The sequence below is a fragment of the Acidobacteriota bacterium genome (genome assembly GCA_016208495.1).
GTDB lineage: Bacteria > Acidobacteriota > Blastocatellia > Chloracidobacteriales > Chloracidobacteriaceae > JACQXX01.
Map to the genome: position 1 here is coordinate 1 of JACQXX010000085.1, position 24,615 is coordinate 24,615.

16 protein-coding genes and 1 tRNA gene are annotated in these 24,615 nt (G+C 51.8%); 9 read left to right on the forward strand and 8 right to left on the reverse strand.

The window, feature by feature from the left end; all coding sequences use genetic code 11:
* Positions 1–147 precede the first annotated feature (147 nt).
* The 5 genes from HY774_17045 (at position 148) to prmC (ending at position 5,592) form a co-directional block, all read left to right on the forward strand.
* Positions 148–1,161, forward strand: coding sequence for an IS630 family transposase (locus tag HY774_17045; protein MBI4750194.1), 1,014 nt, complete (start codon positions 148–150; stop codon positions 1,159–1,161).
* Positions 1,162–1,218: 57 nt separating this feature from the next.
* Positions 1,219–2,601, forward strand: coding sequence for an exodeoxyribonuclease VII large subunit (locus HY774_17050; protein ID MBI4750195.1), 1,383 nt, complete (start codon positions 1,219–1,221; stop codon positions 2,599–2,601).
* Positions 2,602–2,709: 108 nt separating this feature from the next.
* Complete coding sequence (locus HY774_17055) at positions 2,710–3,189, forward strand: nuclear transport factor 2 family protein (GenBank protein MBI4750196.1); 480 nt, start codon at positions 2,710–2,712, stop codon at positions 3,187–3,189.
* Positions 3,190–3,637: 448 nt separating this feature from the next.
* On the forward strand, positions 3,638–4,564 hold the full coding sequence (locus HY774_17060; GenBank protein ID MBI4750197.1) for a hypothetical protein: 927 nt from the start codon (positions 3,638–3,640) through the stop codon (positions 4,562–4,564).
* A 188-nt stretch (positions 4,565–4,752) separates the two neighbouring features.
* Complete coding sequence (gene prmC / locus HY774_17065) at positions 4,753–5,592, forward strand: peptide chain release factor N(5)-glutamine methyltransferase (protein ID MBI4750198.1); 840 nt, start codon at positions 4,753–4,755, stop codon at positions 5,590–5,592.
* Positions 5,593–5,745: 153 nt separating this feature from the next.
* Here the strand turns inward: prmC and HY774_17070 are convergent, their stop codons facing one another.
* Positions 5,746–6,639, reverse strand: coding sequence for a CHAD domain-containing protein (locus tag HY774_17070; protein MBI4750199.1), 894 nt, complete (start codon positions 6,637–6,639; stop codon positions 5,746–5,748).
* A gap of 152 nt (positions 6,640–6,791) precedes the next feature.
* Between HY774_17070 and xerC the strand changes: the two genes are divergently transcribed.
* Together xerC and lpdA are read left to right on the forward strand one after the other, a co-directional pair.
* Positions 6,792–7,709: a tyrosine recombinase XerC gene (gene xerC, locus HY774_17075; protein ID MBI4750200.1), complete on the forward strand. Its 918-nt coding sequence runs from the start codon at positions 6,792–6,794 to the stop codon at positions 7,707–7,709.
* Positions 7,710–7,878: 169 nt separating this feature from the next.
* Positions 7,879–9,276 carry a dihydrolipoyl dehydrogenase gene (lpdA, locus tag HY774_17080; GenBank protein ID MBI4750201.1) on the forward strand — a complete coding sequence of 466 codons (1,398 nt, stop codon included), beginning with the start codon at positions 7,879–7,881 and terminating at the stop codon, positions 9,274–9,276.
* Positions 9,277–9,651: 375 nt separating this feature from the next.
* On the opposite strand, the gene HY774_17085 is transcribed toward lpdA, so the two are convergent.
* Together HY774_17085 and HY774_17090 are read right to left on the reverse strand one after the other, a co-directional pair.
* The gene (locus HY774_17085) at positions 9,652–14,823 is read right to left on the reverse strand and encodes a TIR domain-containing protein (protein MBI4750202.1); all 5,172 of its coding nucleotides are present in this window, start codon (positions 14,821–14,823) and stop codon (positions 9,652–9,654) included.
* 402 nt (positions 14,824–15,225) lie between these two features.
* Positions 15,226–16,539 carry a hypothetical protein gene (locus HY774_17090; protein ID MBI4750203.1) on the reverse strand — a complete coding sequence of 438 codons (1,314 nt, stop codon included), beginning with the start codon at positions 16,537–16,539 and terminating at the stop codon, positions 15,226–15,228.
* A gap of 296 nt (positions 16,540–16,835) precedes the next feature.
* Between HY774_17090 and HY774_17095 the strand changes: the two genes are divergently transcribed.
* Positions 16,836–17,837 (forward strand): thiamine pyrophosphate-dependent dehydrogenase E1 component subunit alpha, encoded by a 1,002-nt coding sequence (locus tag HY774_17095; GenBank protein MBI4750204.1) that lies wholly within the window; start codon positions 16,836–16,838, stop codon positions 17,835–17,837.
* A 219-nt stretch (positions 17,838–18,056) separates the two neighbouring features.
* On the opposite strand, the gene HY774_17100 is transcribed toward HY774_17095, so the two are convergent.
* A tRNA-Ser gene (locus HY774_17100) sits at positions 18,057–18,142 on the reverse strand.
* A 134-nt stretch (positions 18,143–18,276) separates the two neighbouring features.
* Between HY774_17100 and HY774_17105 the strand changes: the two genes are divergently transcribed.
* The gene (locus tag HY774_17105; protein ID MBI4750205.1) at positions 18,277–18,978 is read left to right on the forward strand and encodes a crotonase/enoyl-CoA hydratase family protein; all 702 of its coding nucleotides are present in this window, start codon (positions 18,277–18,279) and stop codon (positions 18,976–18,978) included.
* Positions 18,979–19,002: 24 nt separating this feature from the next.
* On the opposite strand, the gene HY774_17110 is transcribed toward HY774_17105, so the two are convergent.
* The 4 genes from HY774_17110 to lepA all read right to left on the reverse strand — a co-directional run bounded on the left by HY774_17110 (position 19,003) and on the right by lepA (position 24,300).
* Positions 19,003–19,728 carry a hypothetical protein gene (locus HY774_17110; GenBank protein MBI4750206.1) on the reverse strand — a complete coding sequence of 242 codons (726 nt, stop codon included), beginning with the start codon at positions 19,726–19,728 and terminating at the stop codon, positions 19,003–19,005.
* Between the two features lie 137 nt (positions 19,729–19,865).
* Positions 19,866–21,329: an Asp-tRNA(Asn)/Glu-tRNA(Gln) amidotransferase subunit GatA gene (gatA, locus tag HY774_17115; GenBank protein ID MBI4750207.1), complete on the reverse strand. Its 1,464-nt coding sequence runs from the start codon at positions 21,327–21,329 to the stop codon at positions 19,866–19,868.
* A gap of 190 nt (positions 21,330–21,519) precedes the next feature.
* Complete coding sequence (locus HY774_17120; GenBank protein ID MBI4750208.1) at positions 21,520–22,236, reverse strand: LON peptidase substrate-binding domain-containing protein; 717 nt, start codon at positions 22,234–22,236, stop codon at positions 21,520–21,522.
* A 264-nt stretch (positions 22,237–22,500) separates the two neighbouring features.
* Positions 22,501–24,300 carry an elongation factor 4 gene (gene lepA, locus HY774_17125; GenBank protein ID MBI4750209.1) on the reverse strand — a complete coding sequence of 600 codons (1,800 nt, stop codon included), beginning with the start codon at positions 24,298–24,300 and terminating at the stop codon, positions 22,501–22,503.
* Positions 24,301–24,615: the final 315 nt, after the last annotated feature.

Sequence of the window (24,615 nt, forward strand, 5' to 3'; positions counted from 1 at the left end):
AAATCTGACGCAATGAGTCAAAAGGGTTGACGAAGGAAAAAGAAATGAGTATTCCCGACAGAACAAAAAATAGACAGAAGGAGAATACTCATCATGGTGGCCTATCATAGTCTGGATTCAGCCTATCGGAAAGTGGTGAAGCAGGCGCTGGCGAATGCAAGGAAACTGGGACAGGAAAAAAAGGCGAGGCGGTTGGGAGCAATCCTGGCGTTGGATCAGGGAATCCGGATTGAGGAAGTGGCGAAGTTGAGCGGGGTGACGGTGGAGACAGTGGCGGAGTGGGTGAAACGATTTTTGGTGGGGGGAATCCGGGGATTGATGGCGAAAAAAGCGCCGGGACGACCGGGAAAACTGACACCGAAGCAAAAGGCGGAAGTGAAGGCGATGGTGGTGGCGGGGCCGAAGGCGGCAGGGTTTGAAGGGGGGTGCTGGCGAACGCCGATGATTCAGGATTGGATCAAACGGCGGTTTGGAGTGATGTACAATGTGCATTATCTGAGTGAGTTGCTGAGAAATTTGGGGTTATCGTACCAGAAAGCCAAATTTGAGTCGGATCATTTGAATGACATTGCGCGCCACAAGTGGAAAACACAGACGTTTCCGGCGCTGGTGGCCGAAGCCAAAGCCAACGGGGCCTGGTTATTATTTGGAGACGAAGCCTCGTTTCCGCAATGGGGGACCTTATCCTATACCTGGGCGGAACGGGGACACCAACCCGTGGTCAAAACCTCGGGGAAGCGCAAAGGCTACAAAGTGTTTGGGGTGATTGATTATTTCAGTGGCCGGTTTTTTGGCCGGGGTCAGGAAGGCAAGTTCAATTCCGAATCCTACCAGGCATTTTTGACTCAGGTGATGGCCCAAACAGGTGAGCGGTTCGTGATCTTGATTCAGGATGGAGCCAAATATCATACCAGTGCCGCCATGAACGTGTTTTTTGCTCAGCATCAGGATCGGTTGCGAGTCGAGCCGTTGCCGACCTACTCTCCCGACTATAACCCGATTGAGAAATTGTGGAAGCGGATCAAGGAAACGGAAACGCACCTTCACCATTTCCCGACTTTTGAATCGCTGGTGACCAAAGTTGAGCAGGCGATTGCCCGATTTCAAAATAGACAAGAAGAAATTTTGGCGTTGTGTGGGTTGAAGGTGCAGAAACGGTGATTTTTCCTCATATCATCAGTTTCAATTTTTTCCGCATGCCTTCTTTGTCTGAACCTGATGAGCCTTTTTGATTTACTTACCCAATCTGAAGAACGCCGACCACTTTCTGTTTCTGAACTCACTGCCCAAATTCGCCGCCGCCTGGAAGGTGAATTTGGCGCAGTGATCGTTCAGGGTGAAATCTCAAATTTCAAAGCCCACTCTTCAGGGCACTGGTATTTCACGCTCAAAGATGATCGGGCGCAAATCCGCGGCGCCTGTTTTCGCAATGCCAATCAGCGTATTCGATTTCGCCCAGCCGATGGGCTGAGTGTGATCGTTCGTGGAAGCCTGTCGGTCTATGAACCTCGTGGCGATTATCAATTGCTGGCCACGATGATTGAGCCGGTTGGTGTTGGTTCACTTCAACTTGCCTTCGAACAATTAAAAGCCCGACTTGAAAAAGAAGGACTCTTTGACCCGGCGCACAAACGGCCCATTCCGCTCATGCCACGTCGGGTAGGTGTGGTGACGTCTCCGACTGGAGCCGCCATTCGCGATATTGTCCGGGTTCTTTCGCGTCGCAACGATACGGTCAGCCTTTTGCTCTATCCAGCAGCGGTTGAAGGCGAGAGCGCGGCCAAAGAAATTCGGGCTGGAATTGAATATTTCAATACCCACAACACCGGCAACACAGCAGTTGATGTGCTGATTGTCGGGCGCGGCGGTGGTTCGGCTGAATCACTCTGGGCGTTTAATGACGAAGCCTTGGCGCGGGCCATCCATCACTCTCAAATTCCAGTTATTTCAGCCGTCGGCCACGAAGTTGATTACACGATTGCTGACTTTGTGGCTGATTTGCGTGCCCCGACGCCATCGGCAGCCGCAGAAATGGTGGCGATTCAGAAAAGTGAAGTCATTGGGCAGTTAAACCGGGCGGAAGTGACCCTGGAGCGGCACATTCGATATAAACTCCTTGTTGCCAGGTCACGCTGGCAGGAGCTGGCCCGACATCAGGTCTTTTCGGATGTTCAATCCCGATTGCGTGACACCCAGCAATGGCTTGATGAATTGTCGCAACGATTGGAAACCAGCATGGTGACTGGCCTGCGGTCACTTCGCGAACGTGAACAGCGAGCGTCGCAGCAACTTTATTCATTTGACTGGTCACGCTATTTTCAACTTCAACGCCAGCGTGTCGGGCAAACCGAAGCCCGGTTGCATAATGTGCTTGCTCATCAACTGGAAGCCCGCCAGGCACGGTTCGAGCAGGCAGCGGCCCGTCTGGAAATGCTCTCGCCGTTGCGGGTGTTGAGTCGTGGGTATGCACTGGTGTGGAATCAACAGGGGCAACTGGTCAAGCGTGCGGTTGACATCAAATCCGGAGAACTTCTTCGCATTCGAGTCAGTCAAGGTGAATTCAACTGTACTGTTCTTGATTCTCAACCTGAAGAATCCTAATCTCTCGAAATTCCAAATCTTCACCATTTCCGCACCCACTCAACCCGTTTCAACTCGAAGGAATACAGTTGTTTCCTTCTTTCCTGCCCATTTTCATTCTCAAACCTTATGCACCCAAATGAACAGCTCATCAACAAGTTCTACTCAAGTTTCCAGAAGCGCGACCACGTCGGAATGAATGAGTGTTATCACCCCAATGCGGAATTCACCGATGAAGCGTTCGTCGGCTTAAAAGGCAAAGAAGTCCATGCCATGTGGCACATGCTGTGTGAGCGGGCAAAAGACTTCGACATGACATTTAGCAATGTGCAGGCTGATGACCGCAAGGGATCGGCCAACTGGGAAGCCCGCTACACGTTTCGGCTGACTGGGCGACCGGTTCACAATGTCATCAAAGCCTCCTTTGAATTTCAGGATGGAAAAATCATCCGCCATCGGGACACCTTTGATTTCTACAAATGGGCCCGGATGGCCTTTGGGATGAAAGGCACATTGCTCGGAGCAACCGCGTTTTTCAAAAAAGCCGTTCAGCGAAAAGTCCAAATTACGCTTCAAGAATTCATGCAGGCCAAGAAGTACAATAGCTAGGAGTTGGGCTGAAAAAACCAGGGCTTGGGGCAATCAAAGGGATGAGGGATGAAGGATGAGGGATGAAATAAAACCAGGTCTTCAACCCCAAGCTCTCAGCCCCAAACCCTCAGCCCTGGTTTTTCAGCCCTAAGCCCTGAGCCCTGAGCCCCAAGCCCGAAGTCTTCAAAGTCACCTTTTGAGTCATTTTCACCGTGGCTATTGAGCAAATGAGGCAAAATTGCACAGTTTTGAAAACCTTCCCCATCGGGAAGGTTTTTTTATGCGCGGAAAACTCCTGGAACGTGAGTGGAACCAAAGGTTTAGAAAGGCCGTAGGACAAAAGTGAGTAATCACTTACTTTGGCACAAAGGTTGCTCTCTTAATTCTCAGAGAGCGCAAACCACAACCACGTGAGCCCGATGGCAAAACGGAGGAGGTGGTAATTTGGTAACAGGAGACAACCAATATGAAATCCACATTTATTCAAAAAGTTATTTACACGGTGCTGGTCGGATTGGTGGTAGGCAGTTTCATGACCCCAGCGGCACTGGCCCAAACCAATTCCAATACCCGATTAAAAACCGTAACTGTCACCGTGAATGTTGAAGGCAACACAACCCTTGATCCCAAAGACTTTATGGTTTTTGAAGATCGCATTCAGCAAACCGTCGTTTCAGCCATTCCAGCATCAAGTGAAGCGGCACCGCTCAATCTGGCGATTGTGATGGAAACGGCGTTGCCTCAAATCAATGTCGAATTGCAACGACTCCGAACATTTGTGCGGGAGCTTCCGGCTGGTTCGCGAGTCATGGTGGGCTATGTTTGGGGCAACTACCTGACGGTGCAACAACCATTTTCAACTGATCTGGATGCCGTTGCAGCCAGCATGCACGTGGTACCGGCAACGCAAAACGGAGTCTGGAGCCCATACCTGCCATTGATGGATGTCTTGAAGAAATTCAATGGATTACCTGAAGGACGCAATGAAATCCTGTTCATTTCCAATGGGTTTGACCCATTTAATGGTTCATTTTCCTCACCCTCGTCAAATCTTTACCTGGATCGAGCCGTGAGACAGGCCCAGCGGTCAAATATCACGATTCACACGGTTTTCAGTCCGGCGCCGTATGTCAGACGCTTTAATGCGGTGTTAACTGGTCAGAGCGCATTGGCCTACGTTGCCGAAGAAACCGGCGGGCAGGCTTACATCGGGACCAGAACCGGTTTTGTGACATTTGATTCACCACTGAAGAACCTGAGCAATGCGCTCAAAAATCAGTATGTGATTACCTATCAGAGCACAAACCTCGACAAGAAATTCCATAAAGTCGAGGTCAAAACCGATTACTCAAATGTGAAAGTGTCGGTTTTGAAAGGGTATTCAGTGAAGTGAGGTTATCAGGGTTCAGGGTTCAGGGTTCAGGGTTCAGGGTTCAGGGTTCAGAGTTCCTAATCCCCCCGGATTTTGTGGGATATGCTCAAAATGAAGCAAAAAGTCCGAAAAATAGCCTGTTTTGAGCTGTTTTATCTGTCACCCACAAAAATGTAGGTTAGCTAAGTCCTTTGTTTTCGATATAGGGTTTGCCTGCTGCCAAAATTCCTGCGCCGCACCAAACAGCATCACTGCTGATATGTGGCATTCTAAAACTGGATCAGACCACACTGATTGCCCATCCGGAAGACACTGTATCCGCTGCGGATGCTGCCAGATTGCGGAATGCTTTTTCCCGACGCGCCCAGGGTGAGCCAGCGCAATATCTCATTGGTTCACAAGAGTTTTATGGTTTGGAGTTTCGGGTGTCGCCAGCCGTTTTGATCCCACGCCCGGAAACTGAATTTCTGGTTGAAGTGGCCCTTGAATTTTGCTGTCAACAAAACCTTACCCACCCACGGATCATTGATATTGGGACTGGTTCCGGTTGCCTGGCGGTGACGCTGGCGGTGAAATTGCCAGCCGCCCAGGTCATCGCGCTGGATCTTTCCCCAGATGCGCTTGAGATTGCCCAGCAGAATGCTACGACTCATTGTGTGGCAGACCGAATTCAATTTCTGGAAAGCAATTATTTAAGCGCCGTGCGGGATCTCCCACCTTCTGAACGAGTTGATGTTGTGGTCACTAACCCTCCATACATTTCGCAGGCAGAATATGCCGGACTCCAGCGCGAAGTCCGTGATTTTGAACCGAAAATGGCACTTGTTGGAGGTGAAGAGGGAACGGAAGGCTACGCCCAGATTCTGATTGATCTGGATCGAGTGCTCAAACCCAACGGGCTCTTTGCCTGTGAAGTCGGCTACACCCAGGCGCAAACCATTGCCAGACTTGGACTTCAAGTCGGTTGGGATGACCAGCGGATCATTGATGATTTGCAGGGAATTCCACGTGTGGTGGTTCTCAGGAAACAGCGAGTGAAGAGCGAGTAGTGAGATAGCGAGTAGCGAGTAGGGAAACAACCACTTCAGCCCAAAGTCTTCAGCCCTGAGCCCCATAAGCGTCAGGATAGGGGTTTTAGGCGCGCAGGGTCGTTTGTTCAATAGCGCCGTGGTGCGAAGCCCACGGTCTTCAGCCCGAAAGTATTAAAGTGCCAGCAAAAAATCAGTAAATCCTTCATCTACAGCCTTTTGCCAGCTTATCAATAAACTGCCGTAGGTCGTGTTCCGGCGGTTCCGATAGTACTCAATCAGCCACAAAATGGTCGGACGTTCCAGTGTGAGACAGATGCGTTGCCGGTAGTTGAGAAATTCCACCATCACATCGCAATCGTGGAGCGTTCCAAGGTCTTCCTGAACCGTCTTGAGAATATGGAGCAATTGTCCGGCATTGGAGAGGCAACTGGCAAAGATTTCAATGGCATACCGCAATCGTTTGCCCGCAATGCGCATGATATGTTGTTCTTCGCTGGCAGTTGGGTCCGCCAGACAGGGCTGATGGCTTAAAAATTCGTGGGCCAGGGCTGACAACACAACGTGGGCCTGTTCTTCAAAGAGCACGGCGTGGGCAAACGGGTCAGATTCCACCTGCCCAAAAAATTCGACGAATTCACCGGGATGCCACTTCTGAAGGGTTTTTGCCAGCAACGCAAACTCTTCAGCTCGAATGGTGCCGATGTAGCCATAAAATGAATCAAATCCGTCGAGGAGGTCTTTTGGACCCCGACGTTCGGCTTTTTCCAAACTTTCAAGCATCACGTCAAGGTCACGGACCGTGCCCAATGTGCGGGTGACGTCGCGCGCTTCGCGTTGAAAGCGGGCAATGCGTTTTCCAGGGAAGAGCGTGCCGAAACTCCGCCACGCAGCCCGTAATCGGCGCGAACATACGCGCATATCGTGCAAGTTTTCAATGTCGGTATCTTCCAGAACCGCATCCCGATACGAGGCCATCTGTTCAAAGCGGGCCATAATCACGTGGCGTGCCGCCGTATCGAGGTGCATGCCCGGATGTAAATCAGGAATTTCCCAGGGTTTTGCCATAGAAAGAAGAATGAGGAGTTGAAAATGAAGAATGAAGAATGAAGAATGAAGAATGAAGAATGCAGTGTCAGTACCACCTGCGTGAGCGGGTGAGTTTTCCATTCTACATTCTAAATCAAACATTCGACATTCGGCCTTCCCGGAGGATTGCAATGGAGCAGTATTTGGAGGACTTCAAAAAACATCTGATGTACGAGCGCAACGTTTCGGAACATACCTTGCGCAACTACCTGAGCGATTTGGAACAATTCCACGATTATCTGTGCCCGGTTGATAAACAAGGTGTTCGCCGTGAAGTCAATATCCGCGATATTGATAACATCACGATCCGCGAGTATATGGCGACGCTATATAGCAAAAACAAAAAGAAGACCTCAATTGCCCGCAAACTCGCCACACTCCGCACCTTTTTCAAATACTTATGCCGTGAAGGGATCCTGGAAATGAACCCGGCCCGGCTGGTTTCGTCGCCCCGGCTTGAGAAAAAGCTTCCGAATTATCTCACGGTTGAAGAAGTCATCCGCTTTATCGAAATCCCAGATTTGGAAACAGTGCTCGGGAAGCGGGATCGCGCCATCTTGGAAATGCTGTATGGAACTGGCGTTCGCGTCTCGGAACTGGTCAATTTGAACTTGCAGGATATAGATTTCACCCAAATGACGGTGCGTGTGCGAGGAAAAGGCCGGAAAGAACGCATTGTTCCATTTGGTGAATATGCCAAAAAAGCAGTGGAACTCTACCTTGGCGTGCGCGGCGAACTGATGATGAATGCGCCGGAAGACAAGCGGGTACCGAACGCGGTCTTTTACAACTATCAGGGAACACGCATCACGACGCGCTCCGTTGGGCGAATGATTGACAAGTACATCAAAGAATGCGCCGACCTGCACCACATCAGCCCACATAGTTTGCGGCACTCGTTTGCAACCCACCTGCTCAATGCCGGAGCTGATTTGCGTTCCATCCAGGAATTGCTTGGCCACGCCCGGCTGTCAACCACCCAGCAATACACCCACATTTCACAGGATCGGCTGATGGAAGTGTATGACAGAGCCCATCCAAAAGCCTGATTAGTGGCTAGTGGTTAGTGGTTAGTGGTTAGAAATCAATACTTTCGAAGAAAAACCCTGAACCCTGACAAGATGACCGACTGACAAGGTGACAAGGTGATTTTTTCATCCCTCATCCTTCATCCCTCATCCCTTCCGAAAACCCTGAACCCTGAGATGGTATTCAACAATGACTGACTTCGATTTAATTGTGATTGGTGCCGGCACTGGCGGATATGTCGCGGCGATTCACGCTGCCCAGGCTGGTTTGCGAACTGCACTGATTGAAAAAAATGAAAACCTTGGCGGCGATGCGATTTTGCATGGGCTTGTACCGCGTCGGTCCTGGCAACAGAGTGCTGCGGTCTTTGAACAAACCCAATCGGCAGCGGAGTTTGGCGTCCTGGCAAGCAATGTGGCGCTCGATTTCGAAGCGGTGCAGCGCTACAAAAACAAAACGGTGCTCAAATCGGTCAAGGCCCTTGATTACTTGATGAACAAGAACAAAGTCAAAGTCTTAAAAGGGCAGGGAAAGCTTGAAGACCCAACCACGGTTGTTGTGACCACTCCGACCGGAGAGCAACGGATAACCACAGGGAAGATCATCCTGGCGACGGGTTCCACTTCGCGAACACTGCCTGAACTTCCGATTGATGGGCAGTTTATTCTCAATAGTGCGCAACTGGTTGAAATTGGGTCGCTTCCGAAATCGCTGGCGATTGTCGGTGCCGGGTCAACGGGTGTTGAACTGGCATCAGCGCTGGCCAGATTTGGCGTCGCGGTGACGTTGATCGAACAGCAAAACCGGGTGCTCCCACACGAAGACGAAGCCATCAGCCTGGAATTTGAACGGTCGCTCCGGGGCCTGGGCATCAAGATCAAAAATCATACCTACTGTGAACACGCCGAAGTAACCGGCACGGGCGTTGAACTGACGCTCAGGAATCAGGTCGGAGAGCGGCTTTCTCTGTCGGTTGATAAAGTGTGTGTGACTGTCGGGCGAGTTCCCCAGAGCGCCGGGCTGGGATTGGAGTGGACCCAGGCGGCGATCAAAAAGGGCTACGTTCAGGTCAACAAAATGCTGCAGACGGCAGAACCGACGATTTATGCCGTGGGCGACGTGGCCGACACGGTCTGGTTGCCTCACGTCGCGGCTTCGGAAGGTTTGCTGGCGGTTGGGCACATTCTCGAACGCGACGAAGTTGACCCGATCAATTACGCCCACGTGCCGAGTTGTACCTACAGCGACCCGGAAGTGGCCAGTGTCGGGTTGACCGAAGCCGCCGCCAAAGCCCGTGGACACAAAGTCCGAACTGGATCGTTTCCCTTTGTCGCTAACACCCAGGCGCGGGTGCTCAACCAGACCGAAGGCATGGTCAAACTGGTGAGCGACGCGCAATATGACGAACTCCTCGGCGTCCACATTGTCGGCGCGCGAGCTACAGAACTGATTGCCGAAGCGTGCATTGCCCTGCGTGGAGAAATGACAATTGACGAACTGATTCGCACCCTGCATGCCCATCCGACGCTCTCCGAGGCTTTGTGGGAAGCCGCGCTGACGATTCACAGCCGTCCAATTCGGTTTTGAGAGCCAGGGTTCAGGGTGGAAAACCAGGGTTCAGGGTTCAGGGTTCAGGGTTTCTTTCACAAATAGGTTTTTGGTTTGCACCTCGAAGAGTTGCAGTTCGGATAGCCGGTTGGTTGGCCGCTTTGGGCCTACCACCGGACCCAAGGCCATCTGTTTGTTTCTCCACGCGTCCCCCGCGCCTCAAGGCGCGGGGGACGCGTGGAGAGATGGAGAGAACGAACTTTTTTCCGGTGGTAGCTCGCAAAGCCTCGTAACCGACCGGCTATCCGAACGGCAACCCTTCGGGATGCTCAATCCAATTCTTGAAGCTCAATTCCTTTCGAACCCCGAACCCCGAACCCCGAACCCCGAACCCCGAACCCCGAACCCCGAACCCTACCTCACATATTTGTCCAGCACGTCTTTCACGGCTTGTGGCTGGTAAAATTCTTTCCAGAGGTCTTCGGCGGGGTATGATCTCAGCGTGCCGAGTTCGGTATAGCGCAAATAGCGCATGCCTTCGGGGCTGCCGTCAAACCGGCCATCCGGCAACAAATCGAGCCACGCCCCCGGTCCAAACGCGTAGCGATACAAAAACGTCTCTTCGCGTTCAAAATCCCAAAATTGCAACCGCCCCGCAGCACCTGCCGCGACCAGATATTTCCCGTTGGGTGCAAAACTGACAGTATAAACCGGCCCTAAATGTCCGTATTTGCTTTTGCTTCCAGGCGCTTTGCCCAATATGGCCAGACACTGACTGGTCTCCACATCCCACAATCGCACTGTTCCATCATCGCTTCCACTCGCTAGTCGTTTCCCATCTACCTCAAACGCCACTGAAACTACTGGAAGCTTATGCCCTGATAGTACTCGTACCACGCGCTTTTGCTCTACATCCCACACATGCACTGTTCCATCATCATTTCCACTTGCTAGTTGCTGCTCTTCTACTCCAAAAGCTACGGAACTAACCCCAGATTGATTGCTTCTCAGTACTTGTATTGCATGTCCTTGCTCAATATTCCATATTCGCACTGTCCCGTCAGCACTTCCACTTGCCAACGACCTTCCATTTATCCCACCAAATGTTACTGATGTTACCCAAGATTTGTGGCCTTCCAGCGCCTGCACTAACTGTCTTTGCTCCAAGTCCCACACCCGTACTGTCATATCCCCACTTCCACTTACTAACTCTTTCTTATCTATCCCAAATGTTACCGAACTTACCCAAGCTTGATGGCCTATCAATACCTGCACTACTTCTCCCCGCTCCACATTCCACACCCGCACCGTCCCACCATCACTGCCACTGGCCAACCACTTCCCATCCCTCCCAAATGCCACTGACCAAACCCTAGACTTATGGCCTTCCAACGCCTGTGCCTCCTCGCTCCGCTCCACATTCCACACCCACACCGTCCCATCGTGATTCCCACTCGCCAATCGTTTCCCATCCACCCCAAACGCTGCCGATTTTACTTCTGACTGGTGGCCTATCAATACCTGCATCACCTCACCTCGGTCCGCATTCCACACCCGCACCGTCTTGTCAGAACTCCCACTCGCCACCTGCCTCCCATCCACCCCAAACGCCACCGACCTCACCCCTGACTGGTGGCCTTCCAACACCTGCACCACCTCGCCCCGCTCTACATCCCACACCCGCACCGTCTTGTCAGAACTCCCACTCGCCACCTGCTTCCCATCCACCCCAAACGCCACCGACCAAACCCCTGACTGGTGGCCTTCCAATACCTGCACTACCTCTCCCCGCTCCACATCCCACACCCGCACCGTCCGATCAGCACTCCCACTCGCCAACCGCTTCCCATCCATCCCAAACACCACCGAACTCACCCCTGATTGGTGACCTTCCAGCACCTGCACCACCTCACCTCGCTCCACATCCCACACCCGCACCGTCTTGTCATAACTCCCACTTGCCACCCGCTTCCCATTCATCCCAAACGCCACCGAACTCACCCCTGATTGGTGACCTTCCAACACCTGCATGACCTTTCCCCGTTCCACATCCCACACCCACACAGTCCCATTATTACTGCCACTTACCACCCGCTTCCCATCCACCACAAACGCCACCGAACTCACCCAATCCTGGTGGCCTTCCAACACCTGAACCACTTCACCTCGTTCCACATTCCATACCCGCACCGTCCCATCATAACTCCCACTCGCCACCCGCTCCCCACCTCCCCCAAACGCCACCGAACTCACCCAATCCTGGTGGCCTTCCAACACCTGCACCAGTACTCCTGTCTGACTCTGGTAGAGGTACACCAGATTGCCGCTGCCAACCGCGATCAGGTTTCCATCCGGGCTGTAGGCAACTGCATTTACCTGGTTTGAATGCCCAAGCTGAACCATTGGAATCAGGTTTTGCAAATCCAGGGTAAGTGAGATCAATCCCTGACAATGCTCAATGACAACTGTGGCAAGAATGGATGGGTCATAGTTTGCACCGCGAAAATCACAATTCCTCAACTTTGCTGAGGTAAAAGAAACACTCTCAAATTTGGCCGCTTGAAAATTGGTTTGCTCAAACTCAGCATGATTAAGGTTAGCTTTGGTAAATTCGGCATGGTGAAAGTTGGCATTGGAAAAACAGGCTGCCTCCAGCATCATGCCTTCCAGTTTGGCCTCCGGCATCTGAATTCCTGGTGGGATCCGAGTTGAAAATTCAGCTTGTAGCTTTGCCAAGTCATTGATTTTTTCTTCCATTCGACAGCGAATCCGACCGCTCCAGTACAAAAGCTGGAGCGCGTTTTCTGAGACTTTCGCTGTGTAGGGTGCCGTTAGAATCCCGCGCAAAACTTCGGCTATCTGGTCGGTTTCATCCAGCAAAGCCAAAAAGAAGACCACTTTTTGTTCAAAGCGTTTGGTGTTGAGGACTGAGCGGGCACTTTCGTCTGAGGCAATCAGGCATTCGTGGAGTTTGCAGGCCAGAAAGAACTCCATAAACGAGCGGTGCATAAACAAAAAGTTCCCGCTGTGGTCACGTTTGAGGAAGCTGGCGGCCTGGATTTCGCGGTCAACCAGTTCGGGTTCTTCGTCACCGACCGCAATCACCCGTTCGGTCATGAGCTTTTTCACAAAGGTCAAGAGTTCGCTAAAGTGAATCGCCGTCTGGTCGGTATTCCACATTTGCCACGCCAGTTCGAGCATCAGCCGGTAGCGTGTTTCACCACTCAGGATGCGGTTTTTCTTTTCGGTGTCTTCGCGTTCAATCCACAAATCGGTGTAGACCCGATACAGCGTGGCGGTGGTCACTTTCTGGTTAGTTTGATCCAGCTCCGGCAGTGACTTGACGATCATATCCAGCAGCAACGGACGATGGGCCAAATCCGCCAGATTGTGGATCTTGCGAAGTTTGCGAAGCGTCTTGACTTGTTCTGCTGGTCTGACCACCTGTCGGATGTACTGGCGAATTTGCTTTTTATTAAACTCTTGCAGATACAGTACCTCGGCATCAGAACGCTGCCGAAGATCCCGCTTCAATTTGGTTTCTGTTTCAGAAAGTGTCGGCCCCTGGCCAATCACACGGGCCTGTTCCTCGCGGTTCTTGAAATAGTGGGTGCGACAGGTGATGAGGACCTTTCCGTTCTCTTTGGCAGCGCGGCTTAATTGGTTGAAATTGTTGCGGATTTGATCTGAAAGCATCCGGTCAGCCATTTCATCAAAGGCGTCAAAGAGCACGATGATCTTGCCGGTTTTCACCAGGTGTTCAAACCGTGAAAACAGAATGTCGCGCAGTCCCTTTTCATCAAAATGGCTGACGATGATGCCCGGAAGCGAAATCTCTTTCCGCACATCCTTTAAAGAAATCAGCACCGGCGCCGGATGCCGCACCGGGTCCAACAAGAACGCCTGTGCCCAGTTGCAGGCTAAAAAGCTGGAAATCGTCGTTTTGCCAGTGCCTAAATCCCCCAGCAGCACGAGCAGGTTTTCACGGCTGTCACCCAACCAGTCAGCGATGTATTTCAGCGCCGGAGTTGGTTTCGGGTTTTCGTACTGCCGGAGCACTTTGTCAGCCACAACGTCAGGCCGGATAAACCAGTCGTTTCCCAACCAGCGACGTTGCCGCCAGTCTTCATATTCGGCAATGAGTTTTCGGGCATAGTGCTCAAGCGGGACCAGTTCACTGAGCAATTCACCATAGGTCAGGCAGGTGATTCCGGCTTCTTCAAGCGACGTTCGTGAGCCGGCGGCAAATCCCTGGGCGGAAATTGCAATCCACCGCATCATTGGGAGTTTGCGTTGGGCCAGGTTTTGTTGAGCCAGAATCTGGTCACGTTCCTTGCTGGTAATTTGGGTGTCTTTGCATTCGACAATCGCCTGGATGGTAAAACCGGCTTCTTTTTTCTGAACCTGGAGATCAATCTGAATGCTGTGAAGTTCAAAGTTCCGTTTCACTTCAAAGCGCAGCAACCGGTAGATGTCGGCGACCTCGTCTTCAAACCGCTTTCCTTTGCGATAACTTTCAGCGCCTGAAAGTCTTCGGTCTTCACGGTCAAATTTGCGCTCCCGGTGCGGGGCGTCTTCCAGTTCGGGTGCTTCACGAAGAAACCGATGTAACGGCAAATCAAGTGCTTCCAACAGTTGCCGGAAGCGAAGGTCAAAATCATCTGCCCGTTGAAAGTCAATCACTGGAATCTGTTGCAAAACTTCTGGCGTTGGGCAGAGCTTCAACAAAAGCGGAATCACCAGTCGCTCGCTGGGCGGTGCATCCGGGTGTGATTTGAGGAATGAAGCCAGCGATTTTTGAAAACTCTGGTGACGAATCGCCTCTGGAGAAAGTCCGATGATCAGCTTGCGTGAATTTTTCAGCGCGCTGTCAAGGTTGGCGGTTTGGTGACCAGACAGAGCTGAGACGCCGGCGTCCTTCAACTTTTTGGCAAGGGTTTCGGCCCATTCGTGATCTTCGGGAGCAAAGTTGAGAAACACGTCTACGTGGGGCACCCATAACGCCTGGATTTGCTGTTGCGCCAGTTGCAATTGATTTTGGAAGCTTTCGGCCAGGGCAGGGGACAGGTTGGGACGTGCCAGCATGTCTTCAAAGCGTTTCGCCTGTTGGAGCAGGTGGGCGACTTCCTCAGAGATTTCAAACGAGACGTGACTGGTCACCCAGTCGGAAAAATCGGCTGCTCGTGTCTGCAAATCTTTTTCGCGTTCAGGAGTCATCCACAGAATCACGGCGCTTTTGGTATCGCGAATGTCCTCCCGATGGCTGTTAAGCAGTGACAGAGCGGTGTCATATCGCTGGCGGCTTTGCTGGTGCAGATCGTCGAGTCCAATCGCAAACACACAGGCCGGCTGATGGAGCGTCCGACAAAACCGGGGCAGGCTCAACTGGTCATCCGGCTGATTGGCGAAGTCAAACTCAACGAACGAATACCCCGTGACCGTCTCCCGAAGTCGTTTGAACACTTCACTTTGCAGCACCGCCGAATTGGCGACAAGAAAGATGATGTGTGAACGCCCCGGATTGCGCAGGCTAATCTGGAGGCGTTCCATTTGTTCGAGGAGCAACGTGTCGGAGGTATTGGCCATAGGACTAGGGTTCGGGGTTCAGGGTTCAGGGTTCAGGGTTCAGGGTTCAGGGTTCAGGGTTCAGGGTTCAGGGTTTTCGAAAGGGATTGGGGTTCAAATATTGAATTGAGCATCCGAAGGGCTGGCGTTCGAATAGCCGGAATTGGATTGAGCATCCCGAAGGGCTGCCGTTCGGATAGCCGGTGTGTTGCGAGGCTTTGCGAGCTATAGAATTTCAGATAAGGAAACCACGAAATACACGAAATACACAAAAAATAAATCCAAATATTTCAATGGTTTCTGAACTATGATTGCCGAAAACGCCACGGAAATAGTTATCTGAAAACCTATACCGCCGGGAAAAGAGATTGAGTTTCAAGAATTGGATTGAGCATCCCGAAGGGCAACGCTCCGTGGTGCAAATCAAAGTTTGTCCCAGGTGAGCGGATGAGCGTCGTACCAGAGCCCAGGATCCCGATAGGCCACAATGTATCGTTTATCCAGCAAGTCTTGACTGACAGGCGTTCCCGAATGGGATTTGGTCGCGTGAACTTCCTGTAATTCTTTGATTTGATTCCGGTTGAGCGGACCGGAAAACTTCACGGCACGGTTCTCGATGGTTTTTTGGGCCGCTACGTGGTTGATTTTTTCAATTCCCAGCAATTCAGCCTGGGTACAGACTTCCTGAATCATTCCGATGAACGTGCGAAGGACGCCTCCACTGTGCTGAATGAGAGGATCCAGGACATCGGGTTCAAACAGATCAGAGTTGGAGAGTGAAATTTCTACCAGCCGGGTTCTGACAACCTCAGTGAAGGTGGTGTAACCCTCATCGTGTTTGGAATAAGACGTGTGAGTTGAATTTTTCTTGAACAGCTTGATATTTGGCACAAAGTAGGACTTGCATCCATCGCCAAGTTGATCAAACCCCAATGAATGAAAGACATACATCGGGACAGTATAAACCACATTACAGATTGGCCCTTTGAGCGCCTGGCTTTCCAGGAAAATCAAATCTGCCTGTTCGGGTTTGGAAAGTTTGTCGAGTCCATCAACCACAATCAGAAATCGGCGATTCAGCTTCGTCTCAATCTCAGCAATGATGAGGTTGACCGCCGTGATGATATTTTGGATTTGGGGCTCAAGTTCACGTTTGCGGGCTACTTTCTCCGTAATCCCCGAACTCATTTTAAAAGGTTTGAGCACTGATTCAGCGAGTTTGCCCCCATACTTTGATCCAACCATTTCGGCACCAAAACAGATCACGTTTTTGGCAAATTCAGCCGCATCGAACGCCTGATTGGTTACTTCTTCATCCTGGTAAATGGTGAGGTTAAAAATGGATCGTTCCAGGTCTTTGAGCAAAGATTTATCTGGATTGGCGCCATGATTCTGACCTGCTTTAAACGCCGCAATTCCCAGCAGGTACAAGATATCTATCTGGTTGGTTTGGCTCAGATCAAGATTGTGCTGGGCGTCAAAATACAGAATCAGGTACTGAGAGGCATATTCCTTGAGGAATTTCAGGAGCAGAGAGCTTTTCCCGCTCCCACGGTGACCGATAAGGAATCCGCGCGCCGGGGATTTTCGGGCTGGATTGCGAAAATCAATGATCATTTCCTGCAAAGGGTTGTGCTCACGTTCGCAATAGAATTGCTCCCCTCGGTTTCCTGTCAAAACTTCTGACGGGTCGAATACATTTTTCACCTGATCCCAAAATTCCGGAGGCCGTGGCATAGTGGTTTATCTCCAGGTCATTGATGAAGTTGTGATACAGCAAGGATTGTGGGCGGAAAGGAATACCACTTTACCGAATTGCCACCATTGATGCCACGAAAAAATGAAGTGGAACTGTTAAAAATTCTTTTGTTTGGATTGATCATTCAACGTCCAAAATGATGTCGCTTCCTGAGGGGGAAAAAAGATCAGTGATTCCCAATTCACGTCGGCTTGCGATATAATCCGCGCCCTGTCATTTTATGCACTCTTCAAATTCTGAATCGTTCGGTTTGAAACTACATCTTCAAAAATCTATGACCACTTCTGTAACCACCAGCACTGTAACCACTTCGCTCACGCGTGAGCAGAAGCTTGAACTCTATCACTATCTGCGGCAGACCCGCTTGCTCGAAGAACGACTGACCAATCTCTATCGCCAGACCAAGGTCATCGGCGGTCTGTTTCGCAGCCTTGGCCAGGAAGCCAATGCCGTTGGAACGGCCTACGCGCTCGATAAATCCAAGGGCGATATGATCACGCCGTTGATTCGCGACCTGGGCGCCGTCCTTGTGATGGGTGGGACGCCACGCGAGATTTTGCTTCAATACATGGCCCGCCGCGATGGTCCAAGCCGTGGACGCGACCTCAACATTCACTTCAGCGACCTGAATCGCGGATTCATCGGCCCAATTTCGCACCTTGGCGACCTGATGCCGGTGATGACTGGTGTGGCGCTCGCTTCGCGGATGAAAAAACAGGACCGTGTGTGCATGGTGTATATGGGCGATGGCGCGACTTCGACCGGCGCCTTCCACGAAGGACTCAACTTTGCTGCCGTCCAGCGGTTGCCGATTGTGGTGGTGGTTGAGCACAATGGGTATGCCTACTCAACGCCGACGTCAAAGCAAATGGCGGTGGACAACATTGTTGAAAAGGCCGCTGGATATGGTATCCGCGGGGAAATGGTGGATGGAAACGACGTGCTCGCGGTGTATGAAACCACCCGCGACGCGGTCGAATATGCCCGCTCCGGTCAGGGAACCGTGCTCATCGAATCCAAAACCTTCCGGATGAAGGGCCACGCTGAACACGACGACCAGCGGTATGTGCCAAAGGAATTGATCGAATACTGGACCGCCCGCGATCCGATTGCGCGCTACGAAAGCTATCTATTGGAAAATCAAATCGCGACCCAGGAAGATCTCGACGGTATTGTCGCCAAAATCAACGCTCGTCTTGATGAAGACGTCGCCTTTGCCGAAGCCAACCCGATGCCGGACGGCCCAACGGCGGCTGAAGGGGTGTATGCTTCGTGAGACCAGCGAAGTCGCAATCTGTCAGTACCACCTGCGTGAGCGGGTGGGAAGCTCAACGAAGTTGCAAAAAGCAAAAGCTGCCTGAAGTCACCGACTCAGGCAGCTTTTCTTTTTGGAGTGCGGCCCACTTGACGCCACTTTATTTTCGTATGCCTTGCCCAAAAATCAAAAAGCCACGAACGTGTCGTGGCTTTTAAAACAACTTTGTTTGAGAAGTGATGGCGGAGGCAGAGGGACTCGAACCCCCAAGCGGTTCCCCGCGCCAGTTTTCAAGACTGGTGACTTACCAATTAGCCTATGCCTCCGGGGAATTTGAGATAATAGTCAGACTGACCTCGAAGATCAAGCAAAAACTTCAGGCAACCTGGATCTATTGCCAAATGACTGTAAGTTGGAAAAGATGTCTACTCAGGATACATTTCAAAAAGAAAGGAATCGTATGAGGACCATTGTTACATACCAACAAACAGACTCGGTTGCGACCATCACCATGGATGATGGGAAGGTAAATGCCATGTCGGTGACCATGATCTCGGAAGTAAATAATGCCCTGAATCAGGCGCTGGTTGATAAATCCGCCGTGGTGTTGACGGGAAGAACGGGTCTGTTCTCGGCGGGTTTCGATCTGCCAGTGCTCAAAGCAGGCGGTGCCCAGGCCCGTGAGATGCTCAGGACGGGTTTTGAACTGGCGGAACGGTTATTGTCATTTCCAAAACCAGTTGTCATTGCCTGTAGTGGACACGCCTTAGCCATGGGGGTTTTCCTGGTACTGTCCGGCGACTACCGGATTGGCGCCGAAGGTGACTTCAAAATCGGCGCCAACGAAGTGGCCATTGGGTTGACGATGCCCGACTTCGGCATTGAAATCTGTCGGCAACGACTTGCGCCAGCCCACTTCAATCGTGCGGTGATCAATGCTGAGATCTACACTCCTGGCCAGGCAGTTCTGGCTGGATTCCTCGATCAGGTTGTCCCTATGGCAGAGTTATTGGATGTGGCGCAACAAAAGGCGATACAACTCACCAAACTCAATATGCCAGCCCATGCCGCAACGAAGTTACGTGCCAGAGGGGAAACGCTGAAGGCGCTGCGCCGGGCAATCGAAATGGGCGATGACATCCCCTGGGCTCAAGAGGAATGAAACAGGAACTTTGGAGAAAATAATCTATCTGGAATTGGGAAATCGGGGCGGGCCGAAATGCCAGTCGCGCATAAATTCATGCGTCCAGGCGGCACCGGCCTTGGGCTGGATCATCGGGATTCCCGGCGAATGAATATAATGATGGTGTTTGTAATGCACGACGTCCGGATGGTCTTCACCGGCCCTGGCCTGGGACAGGTTTGGCAGGTAAGCGGATTGAAGCGTGGCCTGGAGGTAGGCATTGAAGGCTTTACGAACTTCTCCCAGCACGCTGATGGAACCCGAAGCAAAAATGGCCCAGGGTTCGGCGATTTCCTGAAACCAGCCTGGGCGTTCGGCGATAGTTTCAAAATGTGGGCCAAAGCGTTCCGCGAGAGGTTGAAAAACTGAAACCACCTGAGCTTTCAGATGTGGCTGTTGACCGGCAAATTCAACGTCAAGCACCAAAACGTGAGCCCGCTCGCCAACCACAACCCATTCTGAAGCAAAAATCGGCAGAAGTTCCGGGCTGGCGGTTGGATACACCATAAGCGTCGCGACGTCAGCCACAACTGATTGAATCCGGGAATATTTCAGATTTAACCGACTATCCGCCAGAATCCATCCATCGCTGGTGACCTGGAGCATTTTAGCTGATTCACCAAACACAGCATGGCGAAACGTTTCGGGACGAGATTCCTGGACCATTCCGAGTGGCGAAATCAATTCAATTGCGTTCTCCAGTGTCCAGCCAACTGCATCTTTGAGCATTGTGAGATCACCTTACCGAAAAATCCGGCGGGACCAGGAATTTTCAACCAGCTTTTCCAGGGAAATCGCGGAACAATTCAGCCGTGGTAGCACACGGCCTTTGGAGCCGTGCGCTATCGCGGAGTGGGAAGTTGTCTTTAAAGCGCAGGTGATTTTGGAAATGGGTACGCCTGTTCATAGGCAAAAGCAGTGTTGAGCAACCGGCTTTCGGCAAAATGGGGTGCAATCAACTGCATGCCGATTGGAAGACCCGCTTCGCTCAGACCGCAGGGCAGGCTCAGGCCCGGAACTCCCACCATGTTGAGTGTGACCGTGTAAATATCGGAAAGATACATCTGGAGCGGATCATCGGTTTTTGAACCAAGTTTGAAGGCCGGCGTGGGCGATGTCGGTGTCAACAGGACGTCACACTGTTCAAAGGCACGTTCAAAATCCTGGCGCAACAGCGTCCGGACTTTTTGGGCTTTGAGGTAATAGGCGTCGTAGTACCCGGAGGACAGCGTGTAGGTCCCCAGCATGATTCGGCGTTTGACTTCGGGGCCAAACCCAAGATCACGGGTTTTCTGATACATCTCGTGGAGTGATTTGACGCCTTCAACGCGGAATCCATAGCGGACACCATCAAACCGGGCCAGGTTGGCGCTCGCTTCGGCGGTGGCAATGATGTAGTAATCCGGAATCGCATACCCTGAGTTGGGAAGTGACGTCTCGACCAGTTCGGCGCCTAATTCCTGATACCGGGTCAGCGCCTGCTGAATTACGGCATTGACTTCCGGGTCCAGTCCATCACCAAAGGCTTCTTTCGGAATGCCAATTCGCAAACCTTTGATAGTGCCGGTCAATTCAGCCAGATAATCCGGTACTTCGACCTGAGCTGATGTCGCGTCGTGGGTGTCGCGACCAGCCAGGACGCCGAGCATGCGGGCCACATCCTGGGTGGTTTTCGCCATAGGCCCAATCTGGTCCAACGATGATCCAAATGCCACCAGTCCATAGCGTGACACTCGACCATAGGTTGGCTTTAATCCAACGATGCCGCACAAACTGGCTGGCTGGCGGATTGATCCGCCGGTGTCAGAACCAGTCGCCAGGACACACAGGTCAGCGGCGACGGCGGCGGCACTTCCGCCACTTGATCCACCGGGCACACAGGTCAAATCCCAGGGGTTGCGAACCGGGCCAAACGCTGAATTTTCATTCGACGAACCCATGGCGAATTCGTCCAGATTGGTTTTGCCCACGATGATGGCACCCGCCGCTTCGAGTTTTTCCACCGCAGTCGCAGTGTAGGGAGGCTGAAAATTTCCCAGGATTTTCGAAGCGCAGGTGGTTCGGACACCCTTGAGGCACTGATTGTCTTTGACCGCAATCGGGACACCAGTCAGGGCCAGAAACGGCTTCCCGGTGGCCAGATCGGCATCCACTTGCGTCGCTCGGGCCATGGCTCGATCCCTGGTGATGGTAATAAAAGCATTCAATTCTGGATTCAGCGCTTCAATGCGGTCCAGCACGGCTGTGCAAACTTCAGTGGCCGTTGTTTCGCGTGCGGCGAGCGCTTTCTGAAGCGCCTCGACGGTTAAACCGATGGTGTTCAAGTTCAGAGTCCTCCCCTAAAAGAATGAAGAATGACAGAGTGACAAGATGACAAGATGACAAGGTGACTTTTTGACAAGGTGACTTTTTGACAAGGTGACTTTTTGACAAGGTGACTTTTTGACAATCATTTTGTCACCCTGTCACCTTGTCACTTTGTCACTTTGTCACCCTGTCACCTTGTCACCTTGTCAAAAGTCACCTTGTCATTTCATCATTTTCCAGCAACTGGGCGAGCGTTTTGTGTGAGCCATGCCCGTTGGTCCTGGCTTTTTCATGAACGGCGGCGCGGAGTTCATATTGTCCGACGACGCCCTGGAGCATTTTTTTCAGGCGCTCCAACCGTGCTTGAACCGATATCAGTTCAAGCAGTTCAAGTCGGTGAGCTGTACTTAACTGGAGTGTGCTCGCAATCGAAAACGACAGTTCCTCTGGATCATCAGGTAATTCGTCTTCAGTCAAATCGTTGTTTTGAATGACCTGGGTGGCGCGGATGGTACGCCGGTACAACGTTGTGACCTGATCAGCCAATTCATTGAGGTCCTGGTCGGTCAAATTATCCTGAAAGAATTCAACTTTTGCCTGAAGATAAGATTTGGTTTCGATATATTCAAGGGTTCGATAGCGCATTACCCCAGTCGTTAGCAGGTTCAGGCGGCCTTCTTGAAGCGGAACCGTCGCCAGGATAAAGGCTGCACAGCCAACTCTTGCGGTTGGCGGCGGCCAGCCTTCTTTACTGTCCAGAAACGTGATTCCAAACAACCGGTCGTTGTCCAGGCAGTCTTTGATCATTTCCTTGTACCGCTCCTCAAAGATGTGGAGCGGCAGCATCGCGCCTGGAAACAACACCAGCGGCAAGGGAAACAGTGGCAGTGTTCGTGAACCTTCTAAACTTGGAATCGGAGGAATTGACATAGGAACGGTTTGGGTTCGGGGTATGGGGTTCGAGGTATAAGCATCAGGATAAGGAAATGTGAACCTGTTTGAGACAAGAAGCGGAGGAGAAACGGGAACAGGGAGACCTTCCGCGGAGGTTGTACGGTTGAATGAACTCCGGTTGGGAGCAGAGGAAGGAGGCAATTGAATGTGTCTCGGTGTCCCCCTGTCCCTCTGTTCCCTTGTCCAGATCGGACGGTGTTCCCTTATCCTGGCGTTTATAATCCTGAACCCTCAGATGGATTATTCACTGACACGAAGGACCGCCAGAAACGCTTCCTGCGGGATTTCAACCCGTCCGACACGCTTCATCCGTTTTTTGCCTTCCTTTTGCTTTTCAAGCAGCTTCCGTTTCCGCGTAATATCGCCGCCGTAACATTTGGCCAGCACGTTTTTACCGGCGGCTTTGACCGTCTGGCGTGAAATGACTCGATTTCCAATCGCCGCCTGAATCGGAACTTCGAACAACTGTCGGGGAATAAGTTCCTTCATCTTGTCAACCAGCAGTTTGCCGCGTTGATAGGCGTTGTCACGATGGACAATGAGTGAGAGCGCGTCGAGTGGTTCGCCGGCAACCATCACATCCAGTTTCACCAGATCCGAGACCTGATAGCCATTTAAATGGTAATCAAGCGAGGCATATCCGCGGGAAACTGATTTCAATCGGTCAAAGAAGTCAAGCACCACTTCGAGTAATGGCAGGTCATAGGTCAACATGACGCGTTGGGGGCCGACGTACTCAAAGCCTCGTTGGGTACCGCGTTTTTCTTCCAAAAGCTTCAGGATTGGCCCCAGGAAATCATCATGGGTCAAAATGACCGCCCGGATGATTGGTTCTTCAATGTGTTCGATCTTGGAAGGATCTGGAAGCCGGGCCGGGCTGTCAATACTGAGGACTTCACCTGCCGTGGTCGTGACCAGAAAACGAACGCTGGGGGCCGTGGTGATCAAATCGAGGTTGAACTCACGTTCGAGCCGCTCCTGGACAATTTCCATGTGCAGCAACCCGAGGAACCCGCACCGAAAGCCAAAACCCAGGGCCATTGAGTTTTCCGGCTCATAAAAAAATGACGAATCATTGAGCCGCAATTTCTCAAGCGCGTCGCGAAGTTCCTCATACTTATCGCTTTCAACCGGATACAAGCCTGAAAAGACCATCGGCTTGATTTCTTGAAAGCCGGCACAGGGTTCGGCGGTCGGGTTGGCGGCACTGGTGACGGTGTCGCCAATTTGCACGTCCGCGATGGTTTTGATATTTGAGACAATGAATCCGACTTCACCGGCGCCCAACTCATTGATGGTTTGGGCTTTGGGGGTGAGGACACCCAGTGCTTCAACCTGATAATCACGCCCAGTCGCCATAAATCGGAATTTCATGCCTGGGCGAATCGTTCCGTCAATCAGCCGGATCATCACAATCACCCCACGGTACGGATCAAACCAGGAGTCAAAAATCAGTGCCTTGAGGGGTTCCTCGCGGCTGCCTTTCGGTGGTGGAATATGCTGAATAATGCCTTCCAGAACATCTTCCACGCCCTGGCCGGTTTTGGCGCTGGTCAGGACCGCGTTTGAGGCGTCAAGTCCAATGACCTGTTCGATTTGTTCCAGGACCCGGTCCGGGTCCGCCGACGGCAAATCAATCTTGTTAATGACAGGGATCATTTCAAGATTGTTATCGAGCGCGAGGTAGGCATTGGCCAGTGTTTGGGCTTCCACTCCCTGAGACGCGTCCACAATCACCAGTGCCCCTTCGCAGGCCGCCAGCGAGCGGGAGACTTCATACGAAAAATCAACGTGGCCAGGCGTGTCGATCAGGTTCAGGATATAGTCCTCGCCGTCTTGGGCCCGATAATTGAGCCGCACGGCGTGGGCTTTAATTGTAATGCCGCGTTCTCGTTCAAGGTCCATGGCATCGAGGACCTGCTCGGACATTTCCCGTGAGGAGAGCGCCCCGGTTTTTTCCAGGATGCGGTCGGCCAGCGTTGATTTTCCGTGGTCAATGTGGGCAATGATTGAAAAATTCCGAATTCGTTCTGTGTTCATAAAGCCGTTTCGAGAAAAAGTCCTTGGAAGTAGAAATGTGCCTGCCCTTTGGCAGCCCGATCCTGGAAAAGTGCTTTCCACAAAGCACATCCAGACTGTCAAACTGTGGTGATGAAAACCACACAATATATCTTATTTACCGGGAAAGCCCAACCTTTCATTCCTAAAGGCAGTTAAGTTATTCAATAAAAAGCAAAAGAAAAAAGGAAACAGCCTGTACTGTTTCCTTTTTGTGCTGTTTGATCGGAATTGACAAAGTGACAGGTGACAGGGTGACAAGGTGACAAGGTGACAAGGTGACCAGATGACAGGGTG

Excerpts from the sequence above, each read along its gene's own strand:
- HY774_17105 (MBI4750205.1), top strand. The coding sequence starts at position 18,277 with ATGAGGACCATTGTTACATACCAACAAACAGACTCGGTTGCGACCATC.
- HY774_17090 (MBI4750203.1), bottom strand. The coding sequence starts at position 16,539 with ATGCCACGGCCTCCGGAATTTTGGGATCAGGTGAAAAATGTATTCGAC.
- HY774_17070 (MBI4750199.1), bottom strand. The coding sequence starts at position 6,639 with ATGGCAAAACCCTGGGAAATTCCTGATTTACATCCGGGCATGCACCTC.
- xerC (MBI4750200.1), top strand. The coding sequence starts at position 6,792 with ATGGAGCAGTATTTGGAGGACTTCAAAAAACATCTGATGTACGAGCGC.
- HY774_17120 (MBI4750208.1), bottom strand. The coding sequence starts at position 22,236 with ATGTCAATTCCTCCGATTCCAAGTTTAGAAGGTTCACGAACACTGCCA.
- lepA (MBI4750209.1), bottom strand. The coding sequence starts at position 24,300 with ATGAACACAGAACGAATTCGGAATTTTTCAATCATTGCCCACATTGAC.
- lpdA (MBI4750201.1), top strand. The coding sequence starts at position 7,879 with ATGACTGACTTCGATTTAATTGTGATTGGTGCCGGCACTGGCGGATAT.
- HY774_17050 (MBI4750195.1), top strand. The coding sequence starts at position 1,219 with ATGAGCCTTTTTGATTTACTTACCCAATCTGAAGAACGCCGACCACTT.
- HY774_17095 (MBI4750204.1), top strand. The coding sequence starts at position 16,836 with ATGACCACTTCTGTAACCACCAGCACTGTAACCACTTCGCTCACGCGT.
- HY774_17110 (MBI4750206.1), bottom strand. The coding sequence starts at position 19,728 with ATGCTCAAAGATGCAGTTGGCTGGACACTGGAGAACGCAATTGAATTG.
- HY774_17060 (MBI4750197.1), top strand. The coding sequence starts at position 3,638 with ATGAAATCCACATTTATTCAAAAAGTTATTTACACGGTGCTGGTCGGA.
- HY774_17055 (MBI4750196.1), top strand. The coding sequence starts at position 2,710 with ATGCACCCAAATGAACAGCTCATCAACAAGTTCTACTCAAGTTTCCAG.
- HY774_17085 (MBI4750202.1), bottom strand. The coding sequence starts at position 14,823 with ATGGCCAATACCTCCGACACGTTGCTCCTCGAACAAATGGAACGCCTC.